Annotated in this window: 25 protein-coding genes and 1 pseudogene; 19 read left to right on the top strand and 7 right to left on the bottom strand. The window is 38.2% G+C overall.

Annotated features, from left to right (window positions below):
- The first annotated feature begins 348 nt into the window (after positions 1 to 348).
- Genes DRF67_RS18590 through DRF67_RS18575 form a run of 4 tightly spaced genes read left to right on the top strand, consistent with a single transcriptional unit; the run spans position 349 to position 2,310 of the window.
- The gene (locus DRF67_RS18590; protein WP_115929793.1) at positions 349 to 885 is read left to right on the top strand and encodes a YfiT family bacillithiol transferase; all 537 of its coding nucleotides are present in this window, start codon (positions 349 to 351) and stop codon (positions 883 to 885) included.
- A complete protein-coding gene (locus tag DRF67_RS18585; RefSeq protein WP_228435856.1) occupies positions 879 to 1,340 on the top strand; it encodes a DUF1569 domain-containing protein in 462 nt (153 codons plus the stop codon). The genes DRF67_RS18590 and DRF67_RS18585 overlap by 7 nt, the downstream gene beginning before the upstream one ends.
- Complete coding sequence (gene ytxJ, locus DRF67_RS18580; protein ID WP_115929792.1) at positions 1,337 to 1,714, top strand: bacillithiol system redox-active protein YtxJ; 378 nt, start codon at positions 1,337 to 1,339, stop codon at positions 1,712 to 1,714. The genes DRF67_RS18585 and ytxJ overlap by 4 nt, the downstream gene beginning before the upstream one ends.
- Complete coding sequence (locus tag DRF67_RS18575; RefSeq protein ID WP_115929791.1) at positions 1,714 to 2,310, top strand: Crp/Fnr family transcriptional regulator; 597 nt, start codon at positions 1,714 to 1,716, stop codon at positions 2,308 to 2,310. Before ytxJ ends, DRF67_RS18575 begins: the two co-directional genes overlap by 1 nt.
- A 46-nt stretch (positions 2,311 to 2,356) precedes the next feature.
- Here the strand turns inward: DRF67_RS18575 and DRF67_RS18570 are convergent.
- Positions 2,357 to 3,286 (bottom strand): annotated as a pseudogene (locus DRF67_RS18570) (aminotransferase-like domain-containing protein); the annotation flags it as partial.
- Between the two features lie 859 nt (positions 3,287 to 4,145).
- A complete protein-coding gene (locus tag DRF67_RS18560; RefSeq protein WP_115929789.1) occupies positions 4,146 to 4,793 on the bottom strand; it encodes a DUF1349 domain-containing protein in 648 nt (215 codons plus the stop codon).
- A gap of 89 nt (positions 4,794 to 4,882) precedes the next feature.
- Between DRF67_RS18560 and DRF67_RS18555 the strand changes: the two genes are divergently transcribed.
- The 9 genes from DRF67_RS18555 (at position 4,883) to DRF67_RS18515 (ending at position 13,935) form a co-directional block, all read left to right on the top strand.
- Positions 4,883 to 5,620 carry a response regulator transcription factor gene (locus DRF67_RS18555; RefSeq protein ID WP_115929788.1) on the top strand — a complete coding sequence of 246 codons (738 nt, stop codon included), beginning with the start codon at positions 4,883 to 4,885 and terminating at the stop codon, positions 5,618 to 5,620.
- 95 nt (positions 5,621 to 5,715) lie between these two features.
- Positions 5,716 to 6,072, top strand: coding sequence for a helix-turn-helix domain-containing protein (locus tag DRF67_RS18550; RefSeq protein ID WP_115929787.1), 357 nt, complete (start codon positions 5,716 to 5,718; stop codon positions 6,070 to 6,072).
- Positions 6,073 to 6,673: 601 nt separating this feature from the next.
- Complete coding sequence (locus DRF67_RS18545; RefSeq protein ID WP_115929786.1) at positions 6,674 to 7,930, top strand: aminotransferase class I/II-fold pyridoxal phosphate-dependent enzyme; 1,257 nt, start codon at positions 6,674 to 6,676, stop codon at positions 7,928 to 7,930.
- Between the two features lie 6 nt (positions 7,931 to 7,936).
- Positions 7,937 to 8,563 (top strand): TetR/AcrR family transcriptional regulator, encoded by a 627-nt coding sequence (locus DRF67_RS18540; RefSeq protein ID WP_115929785.1) that lies wholly within the window; start codon positions 7,937 to 7,939, stop codon positions 8,561 to 8,563.
- A gap of 97 nt (positions 8,564 to 8,660) precedes the next feature.
- On the top strand, positions 8,661 to 9,746 hold the full coding sequence (gene dnaX / locus DRF67_RS18535) for a DNA polymerase III subunit gamma/tau (RefSeq protein WP_115929784.1): 1,086 nt from the start codon (positions 8,661 to 8,663) through the stop codon (positions 9,744 to 9,746).
- A 32-nt stretch (positions 9,747 to 9,778) separates the two neighbouring features.
- Entirely contained in the window at positions 9,779 to 10,360 is a 582-nt protein-coding gene (locus tag DRF67_RS21855; protein WP_228435855.1) for a hypothetical protein, read from the top strand.
- Positions 10,361 to 10,753: 393 nt separating this feature from the next.
- Positions 10,754 to 11,836, top strand: coding sequence for a chorismate mutase (locus tag DRF67_RS18525; RefSeq protein WP_115929783.1), 1,083 nt, complete (start codon positions 10,754 to 10,756; stop codon positions 11,834 to 11,836).
- A 172-nt stretch (positions 11,837 to 12,008) separates the two neighbouring features.
- Positions 12,009 to 12,935 carry a ribosome small subunit-dependent GTPase A gene (gene rsgA / locus DRF67_RS18520; RefSeq protein WP_115929782.1) on the top strand — a complete coding sequence of 309 codons (927 nt, stop codon included), beginning with the start codon at positions 12,009 to 12,011 and terminating at the stop codon, positions 12,933 to 12,935.
- A gap of 583 nt (positions 12,936 to 13,518) precedes the next feature.
- Positions 13,519 to 13,935: a nucleoside-diphosphate kinase gene (locus DRF67_RS18515; RefSeq protein WP_034687444.1), complete on the top strand. Its 417-nt coding sequence runs from the start codon at positions 13,519 to 13,521 to the stop codon at positions 13,933 to 13,935.
- 75 nt (positions 13,936 to 14,010) lie between these two features.
- Here DRF67_RS18515 and DRF67_RS18510 read toward each other — a convergent pair whose 3' ends face one another.
- Positions 14,011 to 15,858, bottom strand: a complete 1,848-nt coding sequence (locus DRF67_RS18510) for an alpha-L-fucosidase (RefSeq protein WP_115929781.1) — start codon at positions 15,856 to 15,858, stop codon at positions 14,011 to 14,013.
- A gap of 208 nt (positions 15,859 to 16,066) precedes the next feature.
- Here DRF67_RS18510 and chrA point away from each other — a divergent pair, with 208 nt between their 5' ends.
- The 3 genes from chrA to chrI are packed head-to-tail and all read left to right on the top strand — an operon-like array spanning position 16,067 to position 17,906.
- Positions 16,067 to 16,288 (top strand): MNIO class RiPP chryseobasin precursor ChrA, encoded by a 222-nt coding sequence (gene chrA / locus DRF67_RS18505; protein WP_123912779.1) that lies wholly within the window; start codon positions 16,067 to 16,069, stop codon positions 16,286 to 16,288.
- Positions 16,251 to 17,387, top strand: coding sequence for an MNIO family chryseobactin maturase (gene chrH / locus DRF67_RS18500; protein ID WP_165851835.1), 1,137 nt, complete (start codon positions 16,251 to 16,253; stop codon positions 17,385 to 17,387). The genes chrA and chrH overlap by 38 nt, the downstream gene beginning before the upstream one ends.
- A gap of 36 nt (positions 17,388 to 17,423) precedes the next feature.
- The gene (chrI, locus tag DRF67_RS18495; protein ID WP_228435854.1) at positions 17,424 to 17,906 is read left to right on the top strand and encodes a chryseobasin maturation helper ChrI; all 483 of its coding nucleotides are present in this window, start codon (positions 17,424 to 17,426) and stop codon (positions 17,904 to 17,906) included.
- Positions 17,907 to 18,121: 215 nt separating this feature from the next.
- On the opposite strand, the gene rpe is transcribed toward chrI, so the two are convergent.
- Positions 18,122 to 18,772 carry a ribulose-phosphate 3-epimerase gene (gene rpe / locus DRF67_RS18490; protein WP_115929777.1) on the bottom strand — a complete coding sequence of 217 codons (651 nt, stop codon included), beginning with the start codon at positions 18,770 to 18,772 and terminating at the stop codon, positions 18,122 to 18,124.
- A gap of 115 nt (positions 18,773 to 18,887) precedes the next feature.
- On the bottom strand, positions 18,888 to 19,961 hold the full coding sequence (gene chrP, locus DRF67_RS18485) for a chryseobasin maturation metalloprotease ChrP (protein ID WP_115929776.1): 1,074 nt from the start codon (positions 19,959 to 19,961) through the stop codon (positions 18,888 to 18,890).
- A gap of 51 nt (positions 19,962 to 20,012) precedes the next feature.
- Between chrP and DRF67_RS18480 the strand changes: the two genes are divergently transcribed.
- Positions 20,013 to 20,717: a DUF4294 domain-containing protein gene (locus tag DRF67_RS18480; RefSeq protein ID WP_115929775.1), complete on the top strand. Its 705-nt coding sequence runs from the start codon at positions 20,013 to 20,015 to the stop codon at positions 20,715 to 20,717.
- A gap of 43 nt (positions 20,718 to 20,760) precedes the next feature.
- On the opposite strand, the gene DRF67_RS18475 is transcribed toward DRF67_RS18480, so the two are convergent.
- A complete protein-coding gene (locus DRF67_RS18475; RefSeq protein ID WP_115929774.1) occupies positions 20,761 to 21,177 on the bottom strand; it encodes an NUDIX domain-containing protein in 417 nt (138 codons plus the stop codon).
- A 221-nt stretch (positions 21,178 to 21,398) separates the two neighbouring features.
- Complete coding sequence (gene mnmD, locus DRF67_RS18470; protein WP_115929773.1) at positions 21,399 to 22,073, bottom strand: tRNA (5-methylaminomethyl-2-thiouridine)(34)-methyltransferase MnmD; 675 nt, start codon at positions 22,071 to 22,073, stop codon at positions 21,399 to 21,401.
- 85 nt (positions 22,074 to 22,158) lie between these two features.
- Between mnmD and DRF67_RS18465 the strand changes: the two genes are divergently transcribed.
- Together DRF67_RS18465 and DRF67_RS18460 are read left to right on the top strand one after the other, a co-directional pair.
- Positions 22,159 to 23,229, top strand: coding sequence for a branched-chain amino acid aminotransferase (locus DRF67_RS18465; protein WP_115929772.1), 1,071 nt, complete (start codon positions 22,159 to 22,161; stop codon positions 23,227 to 23,229).
- A 194-nt stretch (positions 23,230 to 23,423) separates the two neighbouring features.
- Positions 23,424 to 23,936: an FKBP-type peptidyl-prolyl cis-trans isomerase gene (locus DRF67_RS18460; RefSeq protein WP_115929771.1), complete on the top strand. Its 513-nt coding sequence runs from the start codon at positions 23,424 to 23,426 to the stop codon at positions 23,934 to 23,936.
- Positions 23,937 to 24,015: the final 79 nt, after the last annotated feature.

Raw genomic sequence — 24,015 nt, 5'->3', positions numbered from 1 at the left:
GAAGTTTAATACATTCTAGTTTGAACGCAACGCTAAATTTTTCTTTTTTATACATAAAAAATGCCCCTAAAAAGTGTCTAACTTTTTGGGGGCAGTCCAGGCGTACGGATTTTTTCTGATGGTACTGTTCAGGCAGCGAAGATGTTAATGGATTCAAGATCATTTAAAGCCACATCCACGGATATATTAAACCATTTAGATAAAAAAATAGAAACTATACTATAAAAATTACATTTAATATATACTTTATTTTAAATTCTCAAAATTTTGATAAATTTACACTGTCTGCAATAAGACCGTCCGACCGCTATTCATCGGACCAATCGGTAAAAAAATAAACCCAAAACAATGAGCGATTTAGAAAAAAAGAAATTTCCAATCGGGCCATTTGAAGCTCCGGAAGGCATTTGTGATACAACCCTGGATACCTACATTAAGGTGATCAAGGACTTTCCGGGCAGACTGAAAAACCTCATTGAGCATTTTACAGAAGAGCAGCTGGATACTCCTTACCGGGAAGGAGGATGGACAGTAAGACAGCTTGTCAACCATCTTTCGGACAGTCATATGAATAGCTTTATGCGATTCAAACTGGCCCTTACAGAAGATAATCCCACCATAAAGCCTTACGACGAAGCCAGATGGGCAGAACTTCAGGACAGTATCGAAATGCCGGTAAAAGCTGCCATGCGAATGCTAAAGGGAACCCATCAGCGTTGGACTATACTTCTTAAAAGCCTTACCAATAAACAGTTTGAGAGAACTTTTTATCATCCGGAGCATCAGGAAAGCTATACCCTCAGAAACAGCCTTGCCCAGTATGCATGGCACTGCAATCATCATTTTGCCCATATTGAAAACCTTAAGAAAGAAAAAGGTTGGTAAAGAAAAGGTTAAATGATCCCCTATATTTCAGAGAAATCATAGACAGAATTTCCCTGCTATCTATGAACAGCCAGAGCGCATGGGGAAAGATGGATGTTTCTCAGATGCTAAAGCATTGTGATCTGGTGCTTCAGGTTGCCCTGCAAAAAACAGAGCTTCCCAGGATTCATATTCTTCTTGAGACCATAGGAGTCATTACGAAAATGGAAATGTATGTTTTCAACAACGGAATTCCCAGAAATATGCCCACTTTTCAAAAACTTATCGTTAATTTTGAGTGTGATTTTGATGAATCAAAAACCAATCTGCTGAAGACGCTGGAAGAATTCCGGGCAGCCTGTGAAAATGGGAGACTGCCGGAAAGACACAGACTATTCGGAAACATGACTGAAAAAGACTGGCAATTTTTAGAATATAAACATCTTGATCATCACTTAAAACAATTTAAAGTATGAGTTTTTTTGATAAAATATTCGGTGGTAAAGAGGAAACCCCTGATCATAAATCTTTCTGGAAAAAGATAGAATCAGAAGAAGATCTGGCTAAAGCCATAGAGCATTCTTTTCACCATAAGATCGCGATATTCAAGCATTCGACAAGCTGTTTCATCAGCAAAACAGTCCTTCGGAATTTTGAAAAAGAGGTTCAGAATTCAGACGGGAAGGCAGATTTGTATTATCTGGACCTGCTGGCTCACAGACCTATTTCCAATAAAATTGCCGAAGACCTGGGAATAAGGCATGAAAGCCCTCAGTTTATTGTCATTGAAAACGGAAAGCCCGTTAACAGCGCTTCGCACCAGGATATCTCTCTAAGCCAGATTCAATAATGAAGAATATTAATAATTATTTAGCTAAAGTTTTAAATGTTCCACTTCAAAATGTGAACACATGCAGTCTTCACTATGAAGTAAAGAAAATACCTAAAAACCAATTTCTTCTTCAGTATGGTGAGATCTGCAGGCATATATTCTTTGTAGAAAGAGGGCTCTTGAAAATGTACTCAATAGATAAAAACGGCAAGGAACATATTATACAGTTTGCACCGGAAAGCTGGCTGATCTCAGACCGGAGCAGTCTTTATTTTAATGAAAAGTCTAAATACTATATAGAAGCGGTGGAAGACTCGGAAGTTTTGTTTTTGCATCCCGATTTCTTCAATAAGCTGGTAGAGCAATTCCCAAACAGTATAGAAAGAAGTGACTTTCTGCTGCAAAACCATATCCGAAGTCTGCAGAATAGGATCAATTCATTATTGGGTGAAACTGCTGAAGAACGGTATATGAAGTTTATCAAAATGTATCCCGATCTGCTGTTGCGGGTTCCCCAGTGGATGATCGCCTCTTATCTGGGTATTACTCCCGAAAGCCTGAGCCGTGTAAGAAAGGAGCTTGCCCGAAAAAATTTCGTTCCGGACAAAAAATAATGAGTTTCCCATGATGCGTTCTGAAAGAAAGCATCATGGGAATTTTTTAAATCTTCCTGGCAAGATTTCCCACTTGTCTCAGTTTGGTCTGTGTATCTTCTGACCATGGAAGCCCAATGCAAAGTCTCATACAGTTTTCAAACTGATCCTGAAATGTGAACATTCTTCCGGGAGCAATACTGATGTTCTGCTTGATCGCCAGGTCATAGAGTTCAGTCGTCCTGATTTTTTTGTCAAACTCTACCCATAATGACAATCCTCCCTGTGGACGGCTGGTTTTTGTTCCTTCAGGAAAAGATTCTGCAATCGTCTGTACATAGTTCTGGTAATTAACCTGTAGGGTTTTCCGGAGCTGCTGGAGATGTTTCTCATATTTCCCGGACTTTAAAAAATTCGCTACGGCTTCATTTACAATAGAGATGGAAGACGTAGAGTGGAGGAGTTTCAGCTTAAGGATCTTTTCTTTATACTTTCCCGGAGCAATCCAGCCTACACGGTATCCGGGTGCGAGTGTTTTCGAAATAGAGCTGCAATATAGAACATTTCCATCCTTATCAAACGATTTGCAGCATTTCGGGCGGACGGAACCAAAATAAAGATCACCATAGACATCATCTTCGATCAGTGGGATATTATGCTCCGAAAGGATTTTTACGATTTCTTTTTTGTTCTCATCAGGCATACAGCTTCCCAATGGAGAATTGAAATTGGGGATGAGCAGGCAAAGGTCTATTTTCGGAATTGCCTTTTTCAAAGCGTCAATTTCTATCCCTGTGGTAGGGTGGGTGGGCAGCTCCAGAACTTTTAAGCCCAGGCCGTTGGCTAGCTGTAAAATACCCGGGTAACAGGGACTTTCAATAGCTATTGTATCACCGGGTTTTCCAAGTGCCATGAGGCAGAAAGACAAAGCATTCATTCCTCCGTTTGTGGTAACCAGGTCATTTTCATTCAGGTTTCCTCCCCAGTGAATTGAACGGACGCCATCTTTCGTAGAAATCCAGGTTACTCCATAGATATCCGTGACAATAGCTTCTGCACTGTTATGCAAAAGTCCATTGTTAATACTATTCCACGTTGAAGTGTGATGCTGTCCCTGTATGTTTAAATATAAGCAAGCAAAAAACAATGCCCAAACCCTCATATATGCACAACTGTTCTATGTTTTCTGCATCATCGCAAAAAACGGTTATTAATAGTTTCTGTACAAGTCGAAGTTTTTTTTAAGGGTAGGAACGATTGAAAATAAATTTTTGTCATTTTAAGCTTTCGTGGTCTTTTTGTGTTTTGTTTTGATGCCGCAAAAATAGTGAAATTATAGACATAAACCTTATGTTGTTATTTGTTTTAATATGAGTTTTATCTGTATGGGGTACCACAAAACCTGGAAAAAAATAAATGGCAGGGTTGATTATTTCCTTTATTGGTGAGAAAAATGGATTAAAAAACTGCTTATACAGTAATGGTCCTGACAATTCTTCAAATCGTCTTTGGCAGTCTTCATGACGATGAAAAATGTTCATGAATTTTTTTGTAGTAAAAATTTGACATGCCGACAGGGTTAATTCTATACGAAATCGTTGATCTTACTGGGGAGGTATCCCTATTTTTGCCCCAGTTTCCGACACAGTGAAAGACATTTCATTACATTCATGATTCTAAGAACACAGATTATCATCCTCATTAGCGAAAAGCCTCTCTCACAGGTTTTTTGCTTTTGATAAGGATTTTTTTTGATGCCGGGTCAATTCTTGAAAGGGTATTTTGATACAAAAAACCTCCCTTATAAAAGAGAGGCGAATTAAAAATTGACTGTATATTGAATAAAAATTCAACCGTTATTTATTGTTTTCCAGCCATTTCAGTCTTCTCTGATCCGGCAGGTGACGTACGCTGAAATTTTCGAAAACTGCATTAAACCCGTTTCCATCGGGGCATGCTGCCATCAGACCTACCATAACCGGAGTATTGTCGGGAAACGGAGCATTTCTCATCATCTTATAATTCTGATCGTCAAAAGAATAAAATACTTCAACAGCATCCAGTCTTCTGACAGCTTTTATCCAGACTGCTGAGGGAATTTTGTCTAATGTGATAACGCTCCAGTCACTTTTGCCATCAGTCGCCACAGTACTAAGATGGTACTTGCCATCAACAAATTCTATACCTGCCTTGATATAATGCTCTTTATCCGTCCTCAGCATAAGGCCCATCTGGTCAAACCTTGCTTTATAACTGCCTGTAATCTTTACCTTCGTTTCAAATTCACCACCATAAGTGGAATAGTAAAACGGAGCATCATCTACCGTAAATCCGTAATGTGAAATACGCCAATAATCACTCTGCGGCGTCACAAACATCGATAAAGTATTGTTTTTAATTTCCCATTTTTCAGGTTCATTAAACCAGGTCATCTTCTCAAGGGTCTGGGCATAAATCTGCTGGGTGAAAGACAGCGCAAAGAAGCTTACAATCAAATTCTTCATTCTTTTTTGGGATAAATTCTTAGGTAAATTGTTATTTTAGCAAAAGTAATAACAAACTTGATATCACGTCAATACTGATAAATAACCATATGGAGATTCGCGATCAGCTCAGTAATAAGCTGCTGGATAATGGCTTTAAGAAATGCATGCTCAATGTAGAGATGTACCGGCAAATGGCGCTTTCCTATTCGGTAATGGAAGGAGCAATATCAGTATTGAGCGATATGCAGGAAAATAAAAGTTATATATACAAATCCAAGGCAGCGTTGGAGCTGGGTTTGACTATTGATAAGGACCCCGCAGAAATTGACAGCATCTGGGAAGAAGAGATGTTGAAGAAGATCCATCCGGATGACAGGGTGAAAAAATACATTCATGAACTTCGATTCTTTAAGCTGCTGGATGCTGTGGATCCTGATCTGCGTGCAGAGTATGCTGTAATGTCCCGAATCCGGATGAAAGATAAAAAGGAAGAATACAGGTGGGTAAAGCACCGTATGTTTTATATATATTCACCTGATAATGGCAGATTAAGATTTGCGCTTTGCCTTTACAATATCTCTCTCATGGACTCTACAGTTCCGGACTTTCTGATCATCAATACCGTAAAAGGTGAAGTGGTGGTAAAGGATAAATTAGATTACAAAAGCATTTTGACGCCCAGAGAACTGGAGGTTTTAAAATATATAGGCGAAGGCTATGCCAGTAAAGAAATTGCCGGTCTTCTTTCGATAAGCATCAATACCGTAAGCAGACACCGTCAGAATATTCTTGAAAAACTAAAGGTCAAAAACTCTATACAGGCGTTTAAGGATAGTTTTTATTAAAATTTCCAATCCGGAATATCCGAAAAGTTCACCATATTTTTTTGATTCTTATTGTTAATTTTATAATTTTAAATCAACAGTATTAAGAACAACAAATGATGAAAAGAAGCGAAGAAATTACCGGTCAGTATTTTACTTTTCTGAAAAAGCATATTCAGGATGTGATTTCGGGTACCGTACCCGAATTTATGGAAGTCAACGAAATTGCCGGTGAGCTGGCCGTTTCCCATAAGCATCTTACAGATACTATTAAAAAGGAAACGGGACAGCATCCCTGTTATTTTTATGACCAGGAAATTATCCGTGAAGCTAAGCTTTTCCTTGCGAACTCGGATCGGTCCGTGGCTGAGATTGCCCGATTATTTACATATGACCCTTCCAATTTTTCTAAATTCTTCAAAAAAATGACAGGGCTTACTCCCGGGGAATTCAGAAGCAATAGCCAGCAATAAAATTTTTAGGATCAGGTTCCGGAATAGGAAACTACAAAAAGCTAATGATCATGACTCCGATCCCGATTTTTTTGTTCGCCCGCCGAACAATACGCTTCCACTGAGAGATAACCTTCAATCTCCAGGGAATACTTAGGCACAAAAGAATAATTTTTCCCGGATAATTCCTGATTCATTTTTACATGAATTTTCACATAAAATTATACATAATAACTTTTTTCACCACGTTTTGATCTATATCCGGGGATCTGATTATATGTGGTATTCACCTTTATGTGGATTTTTGTTAAAAACTGTTAGAAAAATCATAAAAAATAATCTTTTATAAATGAGGCGGTTGTGAAAAATAATCGTCTTTTTTTATTGTTTCTTTATTGATATTGCTTTATCATTTACTTTTTTTATTAAATTTAGATAAGAAAAACTAATTAATATAATAAAAAAATGGGGGTCAAAATTAACCGATATATAAAATAGTTTGGTTTTCAGTGGCTAAGAATTATTTGTTGTGCTTTTAATAATATTTAATCTCACAGTGAATCTTAAGCCCTGTAAATAGTTATATATTTGTTTTCTTGAACCACAACAAACAAGATTAAGGATGAGCATCAATTTTACTACCGCAACAATTAAAGATTTTGAGAATATCGAGGGTCACGATATGGCTCAAAGGGCAGAAATATTTTACGAATATTTAGACTTTGTAAAGTCTAACGGACACATGAATTACAGGCTGAAGAATACTTCAGGAACCAACGCAACCCTGAATGTAAATATTGCCAATCAAAATAGGGAATTTGTAAGCTTTGTATCCAGCGACTATTTGGGATTTACTCAACATCCGAAAGTAAAGCAGGCTGCCATTGAAGGAATAGAGAAATATGGTACCGGCACCGGAGCTACACCTCTTATCGGTGGCTATTTTGATTATCATAACGCCCTGGAAAAAAAGATATCTTCTTTCTTCGGAAGAAATGAGGAAGAAGCAGTAGTATTTACCACAGGATATACTGCCAACAGTGCCACCCTGCAAAGCTTGTTGCAAAAGGAAGATCTGGCGATCTTAGATATGGCTGTTCATGCAAGTGTATATGAGGGCTGTGCTTTCACCAACAAGAAAACATTTCCGCACAATAATCTCGATGCATTGGAACATATTCTGAAGACTTCAGAACCTCTTTACCGTACAAGGCTGGTGGTGGTAGATGGCGTATATTCGCAGGATGGTGACACTTCATATATCAATGATATTTACAATCTGGTGAAGAAATACAATGCGTTTCTTATGGTAGACGATGTACATGGTGTAGGAATATTAGGCGAAACGGGAAGAGGAACACTGGAGCAGGCAGGTCTTTTGGATAAAGTAGATATTATGACCGGTACTTTCAGCAAAACTTTTGGTAACTTAGGAGGGTATGTGATCACCGATAAAAAAATGGCCTCATTTATCAAGTTTCATTCCCGTCAACAGATTTTTTCGGCAACAGCGCCACCGTCATCGGCAGGAATTGTTAAAGCAATCGACCTTATCGATGAAGAGCCCGTATGGAGAGAAAAACTTTGGGAGAATATCAACTACTTCAAAAAAGGACTGGATGATCTGGGACTTGATACCGGTATTACCTGTTCAGCCATTGTACCCGTGAAGATCGGAGATCCCTATGTAACCGGAGATGTTGGAAAATTATTAATAGAAAAAGGAATTTATACGAATCCCATTCTATACCCGGCTGTAGCCAGAAAAGATGCGCGTATCAGAATGAGTGTGACCGCAAGGCATGAAAAAGAACATCTTGATAAAACACTCAATGCGTTTGATGATATTAATAAAAAATTGCATATTGCGAAAAAATAATAAATTATGCCTAGAAAAGTAGTGCAGGGCCCCATTAGGGACAAAGAAAAAACAAAACAGAAACTGCTCGCTGCAGTTGGTAAAATTTTAAGAGTAAAAGGATACTCAGGATTAAAGGTAAGTAAAATAGCCGCAGTGGCTGGCTTTGATAAAAAACTGATCTATGAATACTTTGGAAGCACAGATAAGCTGATCGATGAGTATATCAAATCGCAGGATTACTGGAGCCAGGTTAATCAAAGTCTCGATTCAGATTTCTCTGACGGCGGACAGGAGCTTACTAAAATGGTGGTTCTGAACCAATTTGAAAACCTGAAGAAAAATAAAGAACTTCAGAAGATTATTCTTTGGGAGCTTTCCGAAAGCAAACCTATCCTTAGAAAATTAGTTGAGCAGCGTGAAGAAGTAGGGGAAGTTTTGTTTAAAAATATTTCAGATCCTTATTTTGGAGAAGGCGCCAACAGACACAGAGCTATTATCGCGCTGATTGTTTCCGGTGCTTACTATCTGAATCTTTATACAGGTCACAATGCAAGTAAATTCTGCGGGATAGATCTGAAAACAGAAGAAGGTAGGAAAGAAATTGAAAATGCCATCGTCGAAATGATCGGATTCGCGTACGAGAAAAAATGATATTAAGAGTTTTCCAATTGAAACAGAAATCAGATTTTGTTGATAATTTGAAAACTTTTAATTTTCAAATTAGAACTATATTTCTTATTTTTGACCAATGGAAAATTTTATAGTATCTGCAAGAAAATATCGTCCTCAGGAATTTGATACGGTAGTGGGCCAATCCCATATTACGGATACTTTAGAACATGCAATTGAAGAGAGCCAGCTGGCTCAGGCATTGCTTTTTTGTGGTCCTCGGGGTGTGGGAAAAACTACCTGTGCCCGAATCCTGGCAAGAAAGATCAATGAGAAAGACGGCTCGGTTTCAGAAGACGGCTTTGCCTATAATATCTATGAGTTGGATGCTGCATCCAATAACTCTGTAGATGATATCAGGGAACTGATAGATCAGGTGCGGTTTGCACCTCAGGTCGGTCAATATAAAGTTTATATTATCGATGAGGTTCACATGCTGTCTTCTGCCGCTTTCAATGCTTTCCTAAAAACACTTGAAGAGCCGCCTGCTCATGCCATCTTTATTTTGGCAACGACAGAAAAGCATAAAATTATTCCCACTATTTTATCCCGCTGCCAGATCTATGACTTCAAAAGAATTGTCATTGAAGACATTCAGGCACACCTTAGAAATATTGCCGATAAGGAGAATATTGCTTACGAAGACGATGCTTTGTACCTGATCGCCCAGAAAGCAGATGGTGCATTAAGAGATGCCCTTTCTATTTTTGACCGGCTTTCTACATTTTCCCAAAAGAATATAACTCTGGTAAAAGCGGCCGAAGTACTCAATATTCTGGATTACGATCAGTACCTGAATATCGTGGACCTGGCCAAGGAAAATAAAATTCCTGAAGTCCTTTCCGCATTTAATGAAATTGTTAAAAAAGGATTTGATCCTCATATTTTCATCGCCGGGCTCGGAAATCACTTCCGGGATTTGATGATGGCGCAGAGTGCTTCTACAATAGATCTTATTGAAGTAGGAGAGCGCACCAGGGCAAAATTTGTAGAACAGGGGCAGAAATGGAATGCCCAGCAGCTGATCGATGGTATTGAAATCTGCAATCATGCAGACATCAATTATAAAAATTCAAAAAACCCAAGACTCACGGTTGAAATTGCACTGATGCAGCTGGCTTCTCTGACAGCTAATTCAGGTGATACTAAAAAAAAAAGTTCCTGATACTGGCTCCGTTTCTCAGTGAGAAGCAGGAAGTGAAAATTCCTGAAAAAGCTCCTGAGAAAAAAGAGATTGCTCCGGCAGCACAACCTGCAAAAGTGGAAACCACTCAGGACACTACGGTAACAAAAACAACCAAACCCTTATCCAGACCTGGAATATCTTCCGGCTTCAGCATCAATTCTTTTTTAAACAAAGAAGATAAGGTGGAAGTCGATGAAAATGTCGCGGTAAAAGCCGAAGACCTCCCTCAAAATCACTTTACAGATACAGATCTTCAGATGGAATGGAAGATCATGCTTAAGCAATTGCAGGTGAAAAATAATTTTGTCTTCAATGCGGTAAAAACTTTTAAACTGCTAAAAGGAGACGAAAATAAAATCAAAGTTCTCTTCCCGTCAGACTCTGCAAAAGTGGAATTTGATAAAATAAGTGGAGAATTTTTTAATCATTTCAGAAGAAAAGTTCAGAACCATCTGATCGAGGTAGAATACGAGAGAGACGTTGAAAATCTAAAGATTGAGGTGGTTACAAAACGAAAAATATTCGAGAAATTCATCGAAAAAAATCCACTTTTGAAAGATCTTGATGATTTAATGAAGTTTGATTTGACATAATTTTTATATATTTGTCAAATATTTTTGTGAAAATTACTTTTTCAACAAAAGCAAATCATCAACAGAAACGCTGAAACAAGACATTTCCAGTAGAAAAATGGAAAAATTATTTAATTCATACCTGTCTTTTTTTGCACCCGCTAATTATTTTAGCGGTTATTTTAGCTTTTCTGCTTCTTATTATAGAAATTTCAGAACCTATTACCGATTTTATTGGTATTGCTAACTGAATTTCTTTCCAAAAAATACAGGAAAAGTAGAGCCCTATTATTTTCCTGATTCCTTTAAAAAACTTTGAACGGCATTTTTTGAAAAGAATTATAAAGTAAATTTTATAATCAAAGGGCTATTGCTGTCAACTTTAAAAATAAAAAAACAACAAAATTTAGAATAATGAATTTAAAAGATTTAAAAAACGAGTGGATCAATGAGCTTACACAGCCTTTAATGATCGCAGGACCATGCAGTGCGGAAAGTGAAGCTCAGATGCTTGAAACGGCAAGAAGAATCAAAGAATCCAATGCTCAGGTATCGGTATTCCGCGCAGGAATCTGGAAACCGCGTACGAAGCCGAACGGTTTTGAAGGGGTAGGTGTGATCGGACTCAACTGGCTGAAAAAAGTAAAAGAAGAATATGGGTTCAAAACCGCCACTGAGGTTGCCAATGCGCACCACGTGTTTGCTGCTTTGGAAGCTGATGTAGATGTCCTGTGGATCGGAGCCCGTTCTACTGTGAATCCTTTCACTGTACAGGAGATTGCTATGGCTCTGAGAGGAACAGACAAACCCGTATTCGTAAAAAATCCTGTAAATCCGGATCTTGCTTTATGGATAGGAGCTCTGGAAAGACTTTTAGGACAGGATATTAAAAATTTGGGGGTGATCCACAGAGGGTTTTCAACCTACCAGAAAACAAAATACAGAAACAACCCGAACTGGCAAATCGCTCTGGATTTCAAGAGCCAGTTTCCGGATATTCCCATGCTGATTGACCCTTCGCACATCTGTGGAAACAGAACAGGATTGGCAGATATTACCCAGGAAGCTCTAAACGTTGGATACCAGGGGGCGATTATCGAGACCCACTCTAACCCTGACGAAGCATGGAGTGATGCCGCTCAGCAGATTACTCCGGAAGTTCTTGCAGAATTAATCGGAAACCTTAAGGTAAGAAATTCAAATCTTGCAGGTTTTGAAGGAGAGATGGGAAGACACAGGACTTTAATTTCTGATCTTGACTTTCAGCTGATCGAACTTCTTTCTCAAAGAATGAAAATTTCCGAGAAAATCGGAAAACTTAAAAAAGAGAATGATATTGCCATTTTCCAGCCTGAACGTTGGAAGGTAATCACAGAATACGCCAATCAAAAAGCAAAAGAAACAGGAATGTCTAATGAGTTTATTGAGAAAGTATTCAAGGCGATCCACGAAGAATCTATTGAAGTACAGAATAATATTATGATCGACAGAGACTAAAATCTTCAGGTCACGTGGTAAAAATTCATAAGCTTTGCTCAGCCTCTGGAATTAAACACGGTGAATAAAAAATTGGGGCTTAGGTGTTGAAAAACGGGAGAATTACCTATTTGTTTGATCCTATTTTCTAAACCCTAAGCCCTAATTGCTTATATTTGCATCAGCATTATCTATGAAAGGAAAAATCATTAAATCTACAGGCAGCTGGTACCAGGTTTTGGAAACGGAAACCAATACAATTTTCGAAGCCAGAATCAGAGGTAAATTCAAATTAATCAAAACGAGGCTTACTAATCCGCTCGCTGTAGGAGATTATGTTGAATTTCAGCTGGAACAGGATGATATTGCGTGGATCACCAAAATAGAACCCCGCACCAATTACCTGATCAGGAAATCCGTCAACCTTTCAAAGGAAGCCCATATTATCGCTTCCAATATTGATCTTGCCTGCTTTATCTTCACATTGAAACACCCCGAAACTTCACTAGGATTCCTGGACAGGTTTCTGGCATGTTGTGAAGCCTACAATATTACTCCACTTATTCTTTTTAACAAGATTGATGTTTTGCACGAAGAAGAAATTGAAATTGTTAAAGATGTAGAATCCCTGTATCAGGAAATAGGCTATGATACTTTGGAAATTTCCTCATATTCAGGACTGAACCTGGATCAGTTGCAGGATCTTCTTAAAGACAGGACGTCTGTGTTCTTCGGCCATTCAGGATGTGGGAAATCTACACTTGTCAATGCCTTACAACCGGGGCTTAATTTAAAGACTTCAGAAATTTCTGACACCCATCTCAAAGGAAAACATACCACTACTTTTGCACAGATGCATTTTTGGGATTTTGGCGGTAATGTGATCGATACCCCTGGTGTCCGGGAATTTGCCATGATCGATATCGAAAAAGAAGAAGTACAGCATTACTTTCCCGAGATCTTCAAAAAAAGGGAAGAATGTAAATTTCACAACTGTCTTCATATCAATGAGCCGAAATGCGCGGTCCTTGACTCCCTGGAAACAGGGGAAATTCAGCATTCCCGTTATTCTACGTATATCAAACTTATGGATGAAGCAGAGGAAGCTTCTCAAAAATAATACCCCAGTATCTACCGGTAATATTTCAGATTTGTTTCAAATAGATCCGTCGATAAATCAGTTATAGACGACAAAGAATCTGACAGGTTCATTAGTTCTTTTATTACACTATTGTATTGGTACTCTCCATTGGGTGGGGGAGAAAACGCTCTGATTTTTTTCTTAAAAAAAGTGAGTATGGAAAATAACTCTACGTTTTGCTTTTGGTTTTTTTACCAATAAGTCCACTTTTGTCATAATCCGGTTTTTTCATGATAAAAACATTTTTAAAAAAGGGTGATTATTTTATTAATTGAAATACTGGAAATTGAATATTAATATGGTTTTTAAGCCATTTTAATTTTATGAAATTGATAAAAAAACAATTGATTTTTTGTCAATAAAAAACCCAGCCGAAGCTGGGTAAAAACTAATAACCATGAAAACTCAAATTAAACATGAGAATCGCAATAGAACAAACAATTACTGTGCCAAAGAATGGCGTAAGATTTCTTAATAAAAGTTATTTTTATGTTAAAAAAAAATTAAAATAAAAATCAAAGATATTTTTTGTAATTTTGCACCATTAAAAAAATATACATTTATGTCTAACATTACATTCACTATGATTAAGCCTGATGCAGTTGCTGACGGACATATCGGTGCTATATTAGGTAAGATTGCTGAAGGAGGTTTTAAAATCAAAGCTTTAAAATTAACTCAGCTTACAGTAGCTGATGCTAAAAAATTCTATGAAGTACATGCTGAAAGACCATTTTATGGTGAGCTTGTAGAATTCATGAGTTCAGGACCTATCGTAGCAGCTGTTCTGGAAAAGGATAATGCAGTTGAAGACTTCAGAACATTAATCGGAGCTACTAACCCTGCTGAAGCGGCAGAAGGTACGATCAGAAAAATGTTTGCAAGAAGTATTGGAGAAAATGCAGTTCACGGTTCAGACTCTGACGAGAATGCTTTGATCGAGGCTCAGTTCCATTTTTCAGGAAGAGAGATTTTCTAAAAAAGACGACCTCATACCATAAAAAAATCCGGAGAATTTTCTTCGGATTTTGTTTTTTTAGGCCTGGTACTGGTGCTACAGATTGTTTTCAACAGCTCCTACATTTTCCCGGTAGAGTTCAAGAGGCTTGTTCAGTAAAACGGCAATAACGGTCATCTGCTTATCAAGCTTTTCCTCCGGAATATCAATGTATACAATTCCCGGGCGTTCGCTCCAGTAAAGCTTATTATAAATTCTGTGGGGAAGTATCGTACCCTCGCCTACAACTCTTATTCTGGCAATTTCATTTTTTATTCCTTTCAGCGCAATAGGACCTGTAGGTCTTCCTTCCACAAAAAGGTATACGGTCTGCCTGTCTTTTGATAAAGCGCTCATTCCTGAGTAATGTCCGGCTGGTAATCCTTTCTGTGTTTCAAAAAAAGCTTCAGCATGTTTACTGATCCACTGGAGGGTTTCAGTATTGGCTGAAGGTGTTTTTCCGATTTTCATATCCAGGCCGTCATCGGTCATTCCATGGATTTGCAAAAGATTGATCCCATCATGTAATGTATTGGCGAGGTCATAAGCTCCTAACGGGGTATTTTTATTTTGAAGAATTTCAGCCAGTAAAGGCTTTTCCTTTTTTAAATCACTAAGAAATGCAGGCGGGGTGTCAAAAGAGAGTTCTGCCACAGTAACATCCTGGTCAAATTTTACTTTGGAAAAATTAAGTGTCAGTGTTTTTTCAGTATTGTAGTTCGTAGTAATCACAGCTGAAGGATCTCCTATAATTTTGACAGAAACAGGAGGGGTGGCCAGGCTATAGATCTTCGTAAAGTTTTTAGCTTCCTCCAGATAAAGAAATAAAGATTTTTTTGAGCTTGATAAAGAGGACTTTCCTTTATAGTTCTCAAAAGGAGCTCCACGGGTTGTTTCATAGATGGCATTTTTGTTTTTGGAAGTCCAGCGTCCAAGATTTTTCAATATTTCAATTTGCTCTTCCGGAATGGTGCCGTCCGACCGGGGCCCGATATCAAGCAAAAGATTTCCTCCCATACTGATGACGTCAGCCAGCGTTCTTACAATCATGTTGGGTGTTTTGTAGTTTTTGTCATAAGGCTGATATCCCCAGGAATCGTTCATAGTGTAGCAAAGCTCCCAATAGGGATTTGCAGGTGGGATTACCGGGATACCCTGTTCAGGCGTGTCATAATCTCCATGATTGTTGAGTCTGGAATTAATGATAATGCTGGGGTTATGCTTTTTCAGCAGGTTTAAGGTCTGAGAAGCATTCCATTCTTCAGAAGTATGTTCCCAATCCCCATCGAACCATAGAAGATCAGGAGTGTATTGAGTAGACAATTCAGTGAGCTGGCTCTGATAATAGCGGATAAAATCCTGCCAGCGTTGTGGTTCAGCTTTTATTTCGTAGCGTTTTTTTGTCCGGGTATTGATGTCATAATAGGGGTGTGTCCAATCTGGTAGTGAGAAGTAAAGTCCGGTTTTTAGTCCTGACTTTTTTAAAGCAGATACAAATGGGCTTATCACATCTTTTTTTGCCAGAGAATGATAGGGGATGGTAGTTGCTTTTTCAGCTTTCGAATTCCATAATGAAACACCGTCATGATGTTTGGTGGTGATGACCGCATATTTGGCTCCCGATTCTTTAATAAGATCTGCCCATTGTTCAGGGTGATATTTTGATGCTGAAAAACCAACCAGCTGCTTCATGTAATTTTCGTGGTTGATATAATTGTTGAAGAATGACCAGGATTCTGAGATGCCATTGACAGAGTAAATTCCCCAGTGAATAAAAATACCAAGTTTTGCATTTTTAAACCATTCCATTTTTTCGCTGTGGTCAGCCGCCTGAACCTGTGCATGGATGCTGGAGGTTGATAAGGTTAATCCAAGGAGAATAGTTTTTATAATCCTGTTTTTCATTCTTTTATTTTGTGGTTAAATATAATAAAGAATACCGGTTATGAAGACATACTGTAACTCTTTCGGGTTAATTTTTTTATATCAGCACTATAGAACGAACTGAGATTTTAGGTAAAATACATTGATAAAAACTTGAAAGGGAAAATGTTGTATTTTTAGGATGTAATTAAATGGAATGCTTATTGCAAATTCTGTTAAAAAGAAAATTATGAAAATTCCAGCAATAGTAATGGCTAGTTTATTAGCAGTAGGAGTGTCTGCACAGACCACAAAACCTGCTGGTAAAACAAAAAAGCCTGTAAAGAAAGTCAGAAAGGCTGCGGCAGTGGATACCACCAAGAAGCCAAAACCCGATACCCCTAGAGTTATCGTAAAAAAAGATACGCTGGTGCGTGGCAATTATAGCTGCCCCGCCTGTGGTATGGGATAAGATGAAAAAGCCACTGTTAGGATTATCAATGATGGCGGAAGCAGAGTTTGTTTCTGCTATCCTGCCCTTATTACAAAGCAATTTGGTGGACGTATTGGAATGGTCATTTGATACCTTTTTCCACGCAGAAGAACCGGATTGGCTCAATGATCTGCTGGATTTTTATTCAGACAGCAGACGTCTTACCGGTCATGGTGTATATTACTCCTTGTTTGATGCCAAATGGACTGAGAGACAGGAGGTATGGCTGGATACATTGAAAAAAGAAGTTCAGACCAGAACTTATAACCATATCACAGAGCACTTCGGGTTTATGAATACCGAAAACTTTCATCAGGGCGTCCCACTACCGGTTTCCTTACATCCTGTAACACTCCAAATAGGAAAGGACAGGCTCTTTAGGCTTCAGGACGCAGTGAACATCCCTGTCGGAATAGAAAATCTCGCTTTTTCATTTGGCATAGATGATGTCAAAGAGCAGGGGGTGTTTCTCGATAAACTGACTGAAGATACCAATGGGTTTCTGATTCTGGATCTGCATAATATTTATTGTCAGTCCTGCAATTTTGAAATCCCCATGGAAGAGATCATCAATTCATACCCGTTGGATAAAGTCAGAGAAATTCATCTTTCAGGGGGAAGCTGGCAGGAGAGTGCCTACGGAAAAAAACAGATTCGGAGAGATACCCATGATGATGCCATTCCTGAAAGTCTATTGGATGTATTGCCATCTGTTCTTCTGAAATGCAAAAATCTGCAATATGTTATTATCGAGAGGCTGGGGCACACCATCAGCACTGAAAAAGAAAAGAAAAGATTTACAGAAGATTTTCAGAAAGTTAAGAAAATGCTTGAAGCACCGGGCTTGCTAACAGAAAATACTACTTCCTGGATAAAGAAAGGCGTGGTAATTCCGGATGTTCCTCTGGAAGATCTCGCACTGGCTGAAGAACAGTCAAGACTGACCAGGCTTTTATTTGAAGGGGCTGATGCTGCTGCATTTAAAAAAGAGAATTTTCATTTTTTCAACACCCGCAACTGGGATTCCGAAATGATACGGACTGCCCAAAATATCATTAAAAAATGGAATCCATATTGATTCGGTTCTGATCATCACAAATCAAAATATATGAAAATGACAACTTTACTACTATTGATCACCACTATTCTTACAGCCTTGATCGGGGGTCTGTTTTACGCGTATTCATGCTCTGTAGTTCTAGGACTTGGAAAGTTATCCGATACGGAATATCTTAAAGCAATGCAGCATATCAACAGGGAAATCCTTAACCCTGTATTTTTTATGAGTTTTATGGGAACTGCTATTCTTTTGCCTGTATCTGCATTTGTGTTCCGGGGACAGCCTGCATTTATTTTTATTTTGCTGGCAGCATTGGCTTATTTGATTGGTGTTTTCGGAGTTACGGTCGCCAGGAATGTGCCGATGAATAATATGCTTAATCAGTTTGATATCCCTGGATCAACAGTTGAAGCAATTAAGCAAATGCGTGAAAACTTTGAGCGCAGGTGGAATTTTTTAAATAATATAAGAACTGTTTTCTCCATCATAAGCATTGCGCTGGTCGTTTGCGCATGTATCTGGAACAAGGAAGTGTAAATAGAGGATAATAAGTAAAAATACGTAGTGTTAAATTAGGTGTTTCTACTGATGCATGGGTTCTATTTTATTTGGATCTTTGTTTTGTTCACAGGAGAGAAATTAAACATGCAGAATGTTTTTTTAAGAAACACTAATAACCAGGACGACTCGAATTCAATGAGAAAAGGCAGCCCCCGACGGACTGCCTTTTCTGTACGGTAAAAGAGATTCTTTTATATTTTTAAAAGCTCAATTGTTCTTTCCGGACTTTCTGCTGAAAATACAGCGTTTCCAGCTACCAGGACATCAGCACCTGCTTCAAAAAGCTTGGAGGCGTTATCAAGATTTACTCCGCCATCCACTTCGATAAGAGCTGTAGAATTGTTACTGAGTATCAGGTCTTTGGTTTCGGCAATTTTCTTGTAAGTATTTTCAATGAATTTCTGACCTCCGAATCCCGGATTCACACTCATTAGCAAAACAAGGTCCACATCTGCAATAATGTCTTCAAGCATTAAAACCGGAGTAGACGGGTTTAAAACAACCCCTGCTTTCGCACCTTTGCTCTGAATGTGATGGATCGTTCTGTGAAGATGGGTACAGGCTTCGTAATGAATAGAAATAAGATCAGCACCATGATTGATGAACTCATCAACATATTTTTCAGGCTCCACGATCATCAAATGGACGTCTACAAATTTCTTTGCATGCTGCTGCACCGTTTTCATTACGGGAAAACCAAAGGAAATGTTGGGTACAAACCTTCCGTCCATTACATCAATATGGAACCAGTCAGCCTGAGAATTGTTCAGCATTTCAATATCTCTTTGCAGATTCCCGAAGTCTGCAGATAAAAGGGATGGAGCAATAAGCTTCGTTTTCATTTTTACTTTTTACTTAATATTAGATGTTAGAATAAAGAGAAAAGAATAAAGACACTTGATGTTTAATCATGCATAACTTTAAGTCTTTTCTCTTTACTCTTTGTTCTTTCTCCTATTAATGATACTTCAATTTCATTTCCGGCTTGATCTTTAGAACGGTCTCATAGATCAGTTTAATTACATTGGCGACATCCTCTTTAGCTACCATTTCTACCGTTGTGTGCATATAGCGCAAAGGTAAGGAAATTAAAGCACTTGGTACGCCACCGTTGGAGTGGGCAAAAGCATCAGTATCAGTTCCGGTAGCTCTGCTTGCTGCTGCTCTTTGGAAAGGAATTTTTTTAGCTTTTGCGGTGTCGATGATTAGTTCTCTGATGGTATGATGAACGCTTGGAGCAAAGAATACTACCGGTCCTGCGCCACATTTCTGATCTCCTTCTTTTTTCTTTTCAATCATAGGAGTGGTGGTATCATGGGTAACATCGGTAACGATTGCTATATTGGGCTTGATGGTATCGGCAATCATATCAGCGCCATATAAGCCCACTTCTTCCTGGACGGAGTTAGTGATATACAGACCGAATGGAATAGATTTCTTATTTTCCTTCAGAAGCCTGGCTACTTCGGCAATCATAAAGCCACCGATTCTGTTGTCTAAAGCCCTGCAGACGAAATAGCGGTCATTCATTTCAAAGAATTCGTCAGGGTAGGTAATCATACAGCCTACAAAGATGCCCATGTCTTCCACTTCCTTTTTGGAGGTGGCTCCACAGTCTATGAAGATATTTTCGATTTTCGGAGTCGGCTCGTTCTGATTCGTTCTGGTGTGGATCGCAGGCCATCCGAATACACCTTTTACGATACCGTTTTCACCATGAATGTGTACTACCTTTGAAGGGGCAATAGTCTGATCCGAGCCTCCGTTTCTGATAACATAGATCAGTCCTTCGTCCGTAATGTAGTTAACATACCAGGAGATTTCGTCGGCATGAGCCTCAATCACTACTTTAAATTCGGCCTCCGGATTGATGATTCCGTAGCAGGTACCATAGTGATCTACTTCTATTTTATCTACGTAAGGTCTTATATAGTCCATCCATACTTCCTGACCTTTATGTTCGTAACCTGTTGGAGATGATGTGTTTAAGTATTTTTCTAAAAATTTCAAAGATTTCTTTTCAAATTTCATAAAAAGGAATGATTTTTGCGTTTAATTTTTGTTCTTATAAGTGTAAAAATAATGAATTTTAGTAAGATTATCTGCCTTTTTATCTTCTTTTTTGGAGTTAGTGTTTTCGGTCAGAAGGATTCTGTGGTTGCAAAACCTCTTAATCAGTATCCGGCTGAATCCCTTAAAGTGGATGAATTTGGCAATAAATATTATTACGACGAGCAGCAGAAGGTGAAGGTCTATGAAGTCAATGGAGAGCCTGTTGTAGTAATGGATGAGTTGGTTTTAGTAAATAAACCGAGATTTAATAACCAGCTGGATAAAAATTACTATTATTTTTTGAACAAAAAGCTGTACAGGGTGTATCCCTTATTTGTCACTGCTTTACAGCAATACAGAGACATTCAGGAAGATATGAATGATATGGACAGCAAGGCGAAGAGAAAGTTTGTGAGAGAGAGGCAAAGTATGCTCGCCGATCAGTATGAGAAGCAGCTGAGGGATCTTACGACTACCGAAGGTCAGGTTTTTGCAAAACTAATGAACAGGGCAACGGGCAAAAATGTGTATGAAATTATAAAAGAACTGAGAGGAGGATGGAGTGCCTTCTGGTGGAATGTGAAAGGAAAAATGGCGGACATTGATTTGAAAGAGCAATATAATCCGCACAAGAACAGAACTGACGAATTTGTGGAATCGCTGCTACAGTCTAACTGGAATTCAGGGTATTTGAAGCCTTATCCGGGGGCCAACGAATTTAAGGTGAGAAAATAAAAATAGAACAATAATAATAGGATAAAATTCCTGTAAGGTCAGCTTACAGGAATTTTTCTTTTAATTTATCAAATACAATCTGATCTACAGGCAGTGGAAATGGGTTGCCGGGCTGGTCGATCTCGATCCATTCAGTTTTTTCAATGCAGGGATCCAGAATAAGAAAATCGCCTTCATTTGTAATATTCACAAGGTAATAGATGGTAAGAAGCTGTTCATTTTCCCTGAACCGGGAAACCAGAAAATTTTCCTGAGTATACAAATGTTCAACGATATCTACTTTGACATTGAGCTCCTCGTCGAATTCCCGATGTAGGCAATCCAGGACACCTTCACCATACTCCAGTCCGCCTCCCGGAAATTTCATTAAAGGTTCGCCGGCATATTCTTCAAATAAGGTTAAAACTTTTTTATCTTTTACTGCACAGGCATACACTCTAATGTTGATCTTATCTATCATATATATAATGTATAATATTTGTATAGCTAATGTAAGGAATTTTGTTGAAAAAGCTGGATGAAGGAAGCACGAAGCTGAAGTTTTATACCATTTGTTTTTATTACTAAAATTTCCCAATCCGCTTATCCTTATATAATAATGAGTTTAATTATGTTTAAAAAACAAAAGCTTAATCTTTATAATGAGTAGAAACCCCCAACTTCCATCTTCAAGCTTCCTTCCTACAATTTGATAGCATTAATCATTTCTCTTTTTCCCGGAGGTCCCTGTTTTTTTTCAACCTGAAAGTTAAGCTCCTGAAGAATTCTTCTAACGCTTCCTTTAGAAGAATAGGTAGTTAATAATCCGTTAACGGCCATTTTGTCCGAAACCAGCTCGAATAAAGGTTTTTCCCAAAGGTCAGGTTGTACTCTGGCTCCGAAACAGTCGAAGTAAACAAGATTGATTTTTGGCAATTCTATGTTTTTAAGGTCGAAAAAGTCACATTCTATCTTTTTTAAGTGGAATCCACTAATAATTTCTACTGACTTTTCCCAATCTGCCAGATGAATTTTCTGATAAATATTTTTGAACTCCGGGTTATCAAAAAGTTCAAAATAAGCCAGATCCTTAATTTCGGATTCATTTATGGGGTATTTTTCGAGCGAAAAATAATTGATGACATGATTTTTGTCAGTTTTTAAATATTCATTAATTGTCACCAAAACATTCAAACCTGTTCCAAAACCTAGTTCTAAAATATTAATTTCGTAATCATTTATTAAATTTAGTCCATTTTTGATAAACACATGTTCGGCTTCCTGAAGTGCTCCATGATGAGAATGGTAGTTTTCATTTAAATCATTGATAAACAATGTTTTGCTTCCATCGTTGGTGGTCTTTATTTCTCTTTTCAAGCTATTTTTTTGTCAAATTTACTCTAAAATTTTTATATTTAGAAAATTATATTAAATTTGTAGAACATCGTAAAAATTTTAAAAAATGATAATTCAAAAAACTGAAAACTCCAGAATTTCTACATTTGACCCAAACAATTTTTCCTTTGGTGGTACTTTCATAGATCATATGATTATATGTGAGTATGAAGACGGAAAATGGGGTGATGTAAAATTAGTTCCTTACGGTCCGATACCATTTACCCCTGCCATGATGGGAGTAAATTATGGACAAGCTTGTTTTGAAGGTATGAAAGCCTATAAAGACAAAGACGGGCAGGTTTTCCTTTTCAGGCCAGAAAAGAATTTTGAACGTATCAACAAGTCAGCTAAGCGTCTTGCAATGCCTGAGGTGACTGAGGAGATGTTTTTAGACGGACTAAAAGCGTTGGTGGATATCGACAGAGAATGGATCCCTCAGGGTGAAGGAATGTCATTGTATATCAGACCACTGATTTTTGCAACCGAGGAAGCTTTGAAAGCAAGAGTGTCTAACAAATATATGTTTGCGATTGTTGCAACACCGGCAAAGAGCTATTACTCGGAGCCTGTTTCTGTAAAAATTTCCGACCATTATTCAAGAGCCGCTAATGGTGGAGTAGGTTCTGCTAAGGCAGCCGGAAACTATGCCGCTTCTTTCTATCCTACACAACTGGCAATCGAAGAAGGATATGAGCAAATCATCTGGACGGATGATGCTACTCATGAATACTTCGAAGAAAGTGGTACCATGAACGTATTTGTAAGAATCAATGATACCATATACACGCCGCCTACATCTGAGAAGATTCTTGATGGGGTAACCAGAGACAGCTTCATTCAGCTGGCTAAGAAAAGAGGAATCGAAGTGAAAGTGGAGCCAATTCCTGTGAAAACGGTAATCGAAGCTTTAAAGAGCGGTTCTCTTAAAGAGGTTTGGGGAGTAGGAACAGCGGTTGTAACGACACAATTCCAGGCTTTGGGATATCAGGGCGAAAAGCTTGCACTTCCAAGATTATCTGATGATGAAAGCTATGCTGCTCTTCTGAAGAAAGATCTTGTAGATCTTCAGAACAACCTTTCCGAAGATCCGTTCGGATGGAGAGTGGTGGTAGACCACGTATTAGAAACAGTTTAAAATTAATTAAATAAACTATACTAAGTCGGGAAGTATTCCCGGCTTTTTTTGTATGGTCTGGTTATATCCACGTCTTCATTATGTAATGGGACGGATGAGATGGCATAATAATTTATCACGGCAGTAATGCATTCGTATATTTCTTCGTCAAGTTTTGTAATTGATTCACGAATTGTGTATTTTCGCAAAAGTTTATGAAAAAATTGCTCTTCATATCATTGGTAAGCCTGTTCGGTTGCAACAGGAATGCTCAGACAGCTCACCCTCCGGTAGGCGGGGTTTTAAGCAAGAAAGATCTGGATGTTTCCAGGGAAAGGATGAAGAATCTGAACTCTGCAGAAAGAGGACAGATTCAGGACTGGATCAACGGACAGTCTGTAAAATACTATCCTACACAGCTTAATTATTGGGTAACTGTCGATGGTTTTGATCAAAGAGAAAAACGGGCAGACAATACACTGATCTCCTATTCGTATGACCTGTATGATTTTGATGAAACCAAGATTTATGATCAGCCTATTGAAAAGAGAGATGCCAGGTTTGGCCATTTTGATGAACTGAAAGTGGTAGAAAATGCATTACGCTTTATAAAGGACGGAGAGGAAATTACACTTTTGGTCCCCTCTTCTCTGGCTTACGGAACTTTTGGAGATGAAAAGAAAATAGATAACGACATTCCATTAATCATAAAATTAAAAGCTCTATAATACATGAAATTGTTTAACAAGAATATAATTCTGGCAGCGGCAAGTATTTCGCTGATGAGTTGCACCCCAATTTATAAAA

Origin of the sequence: Chryseobacterium pennipullorum (assembly GCF_003384725.1) — a bacterium.
Taxonomy (GTDB): domain Bacteria; phylum Bacteroidota; class Bacteroidia; order Flavobacteriales; family Weeksellaceae; genus Chryseobacterium; species Chryseobacterium pennipullorum.
Note: the sequence above shows the minus strand (reverse complement) of the source record. Positions and strands in the feature narration are given on the sequence as shown.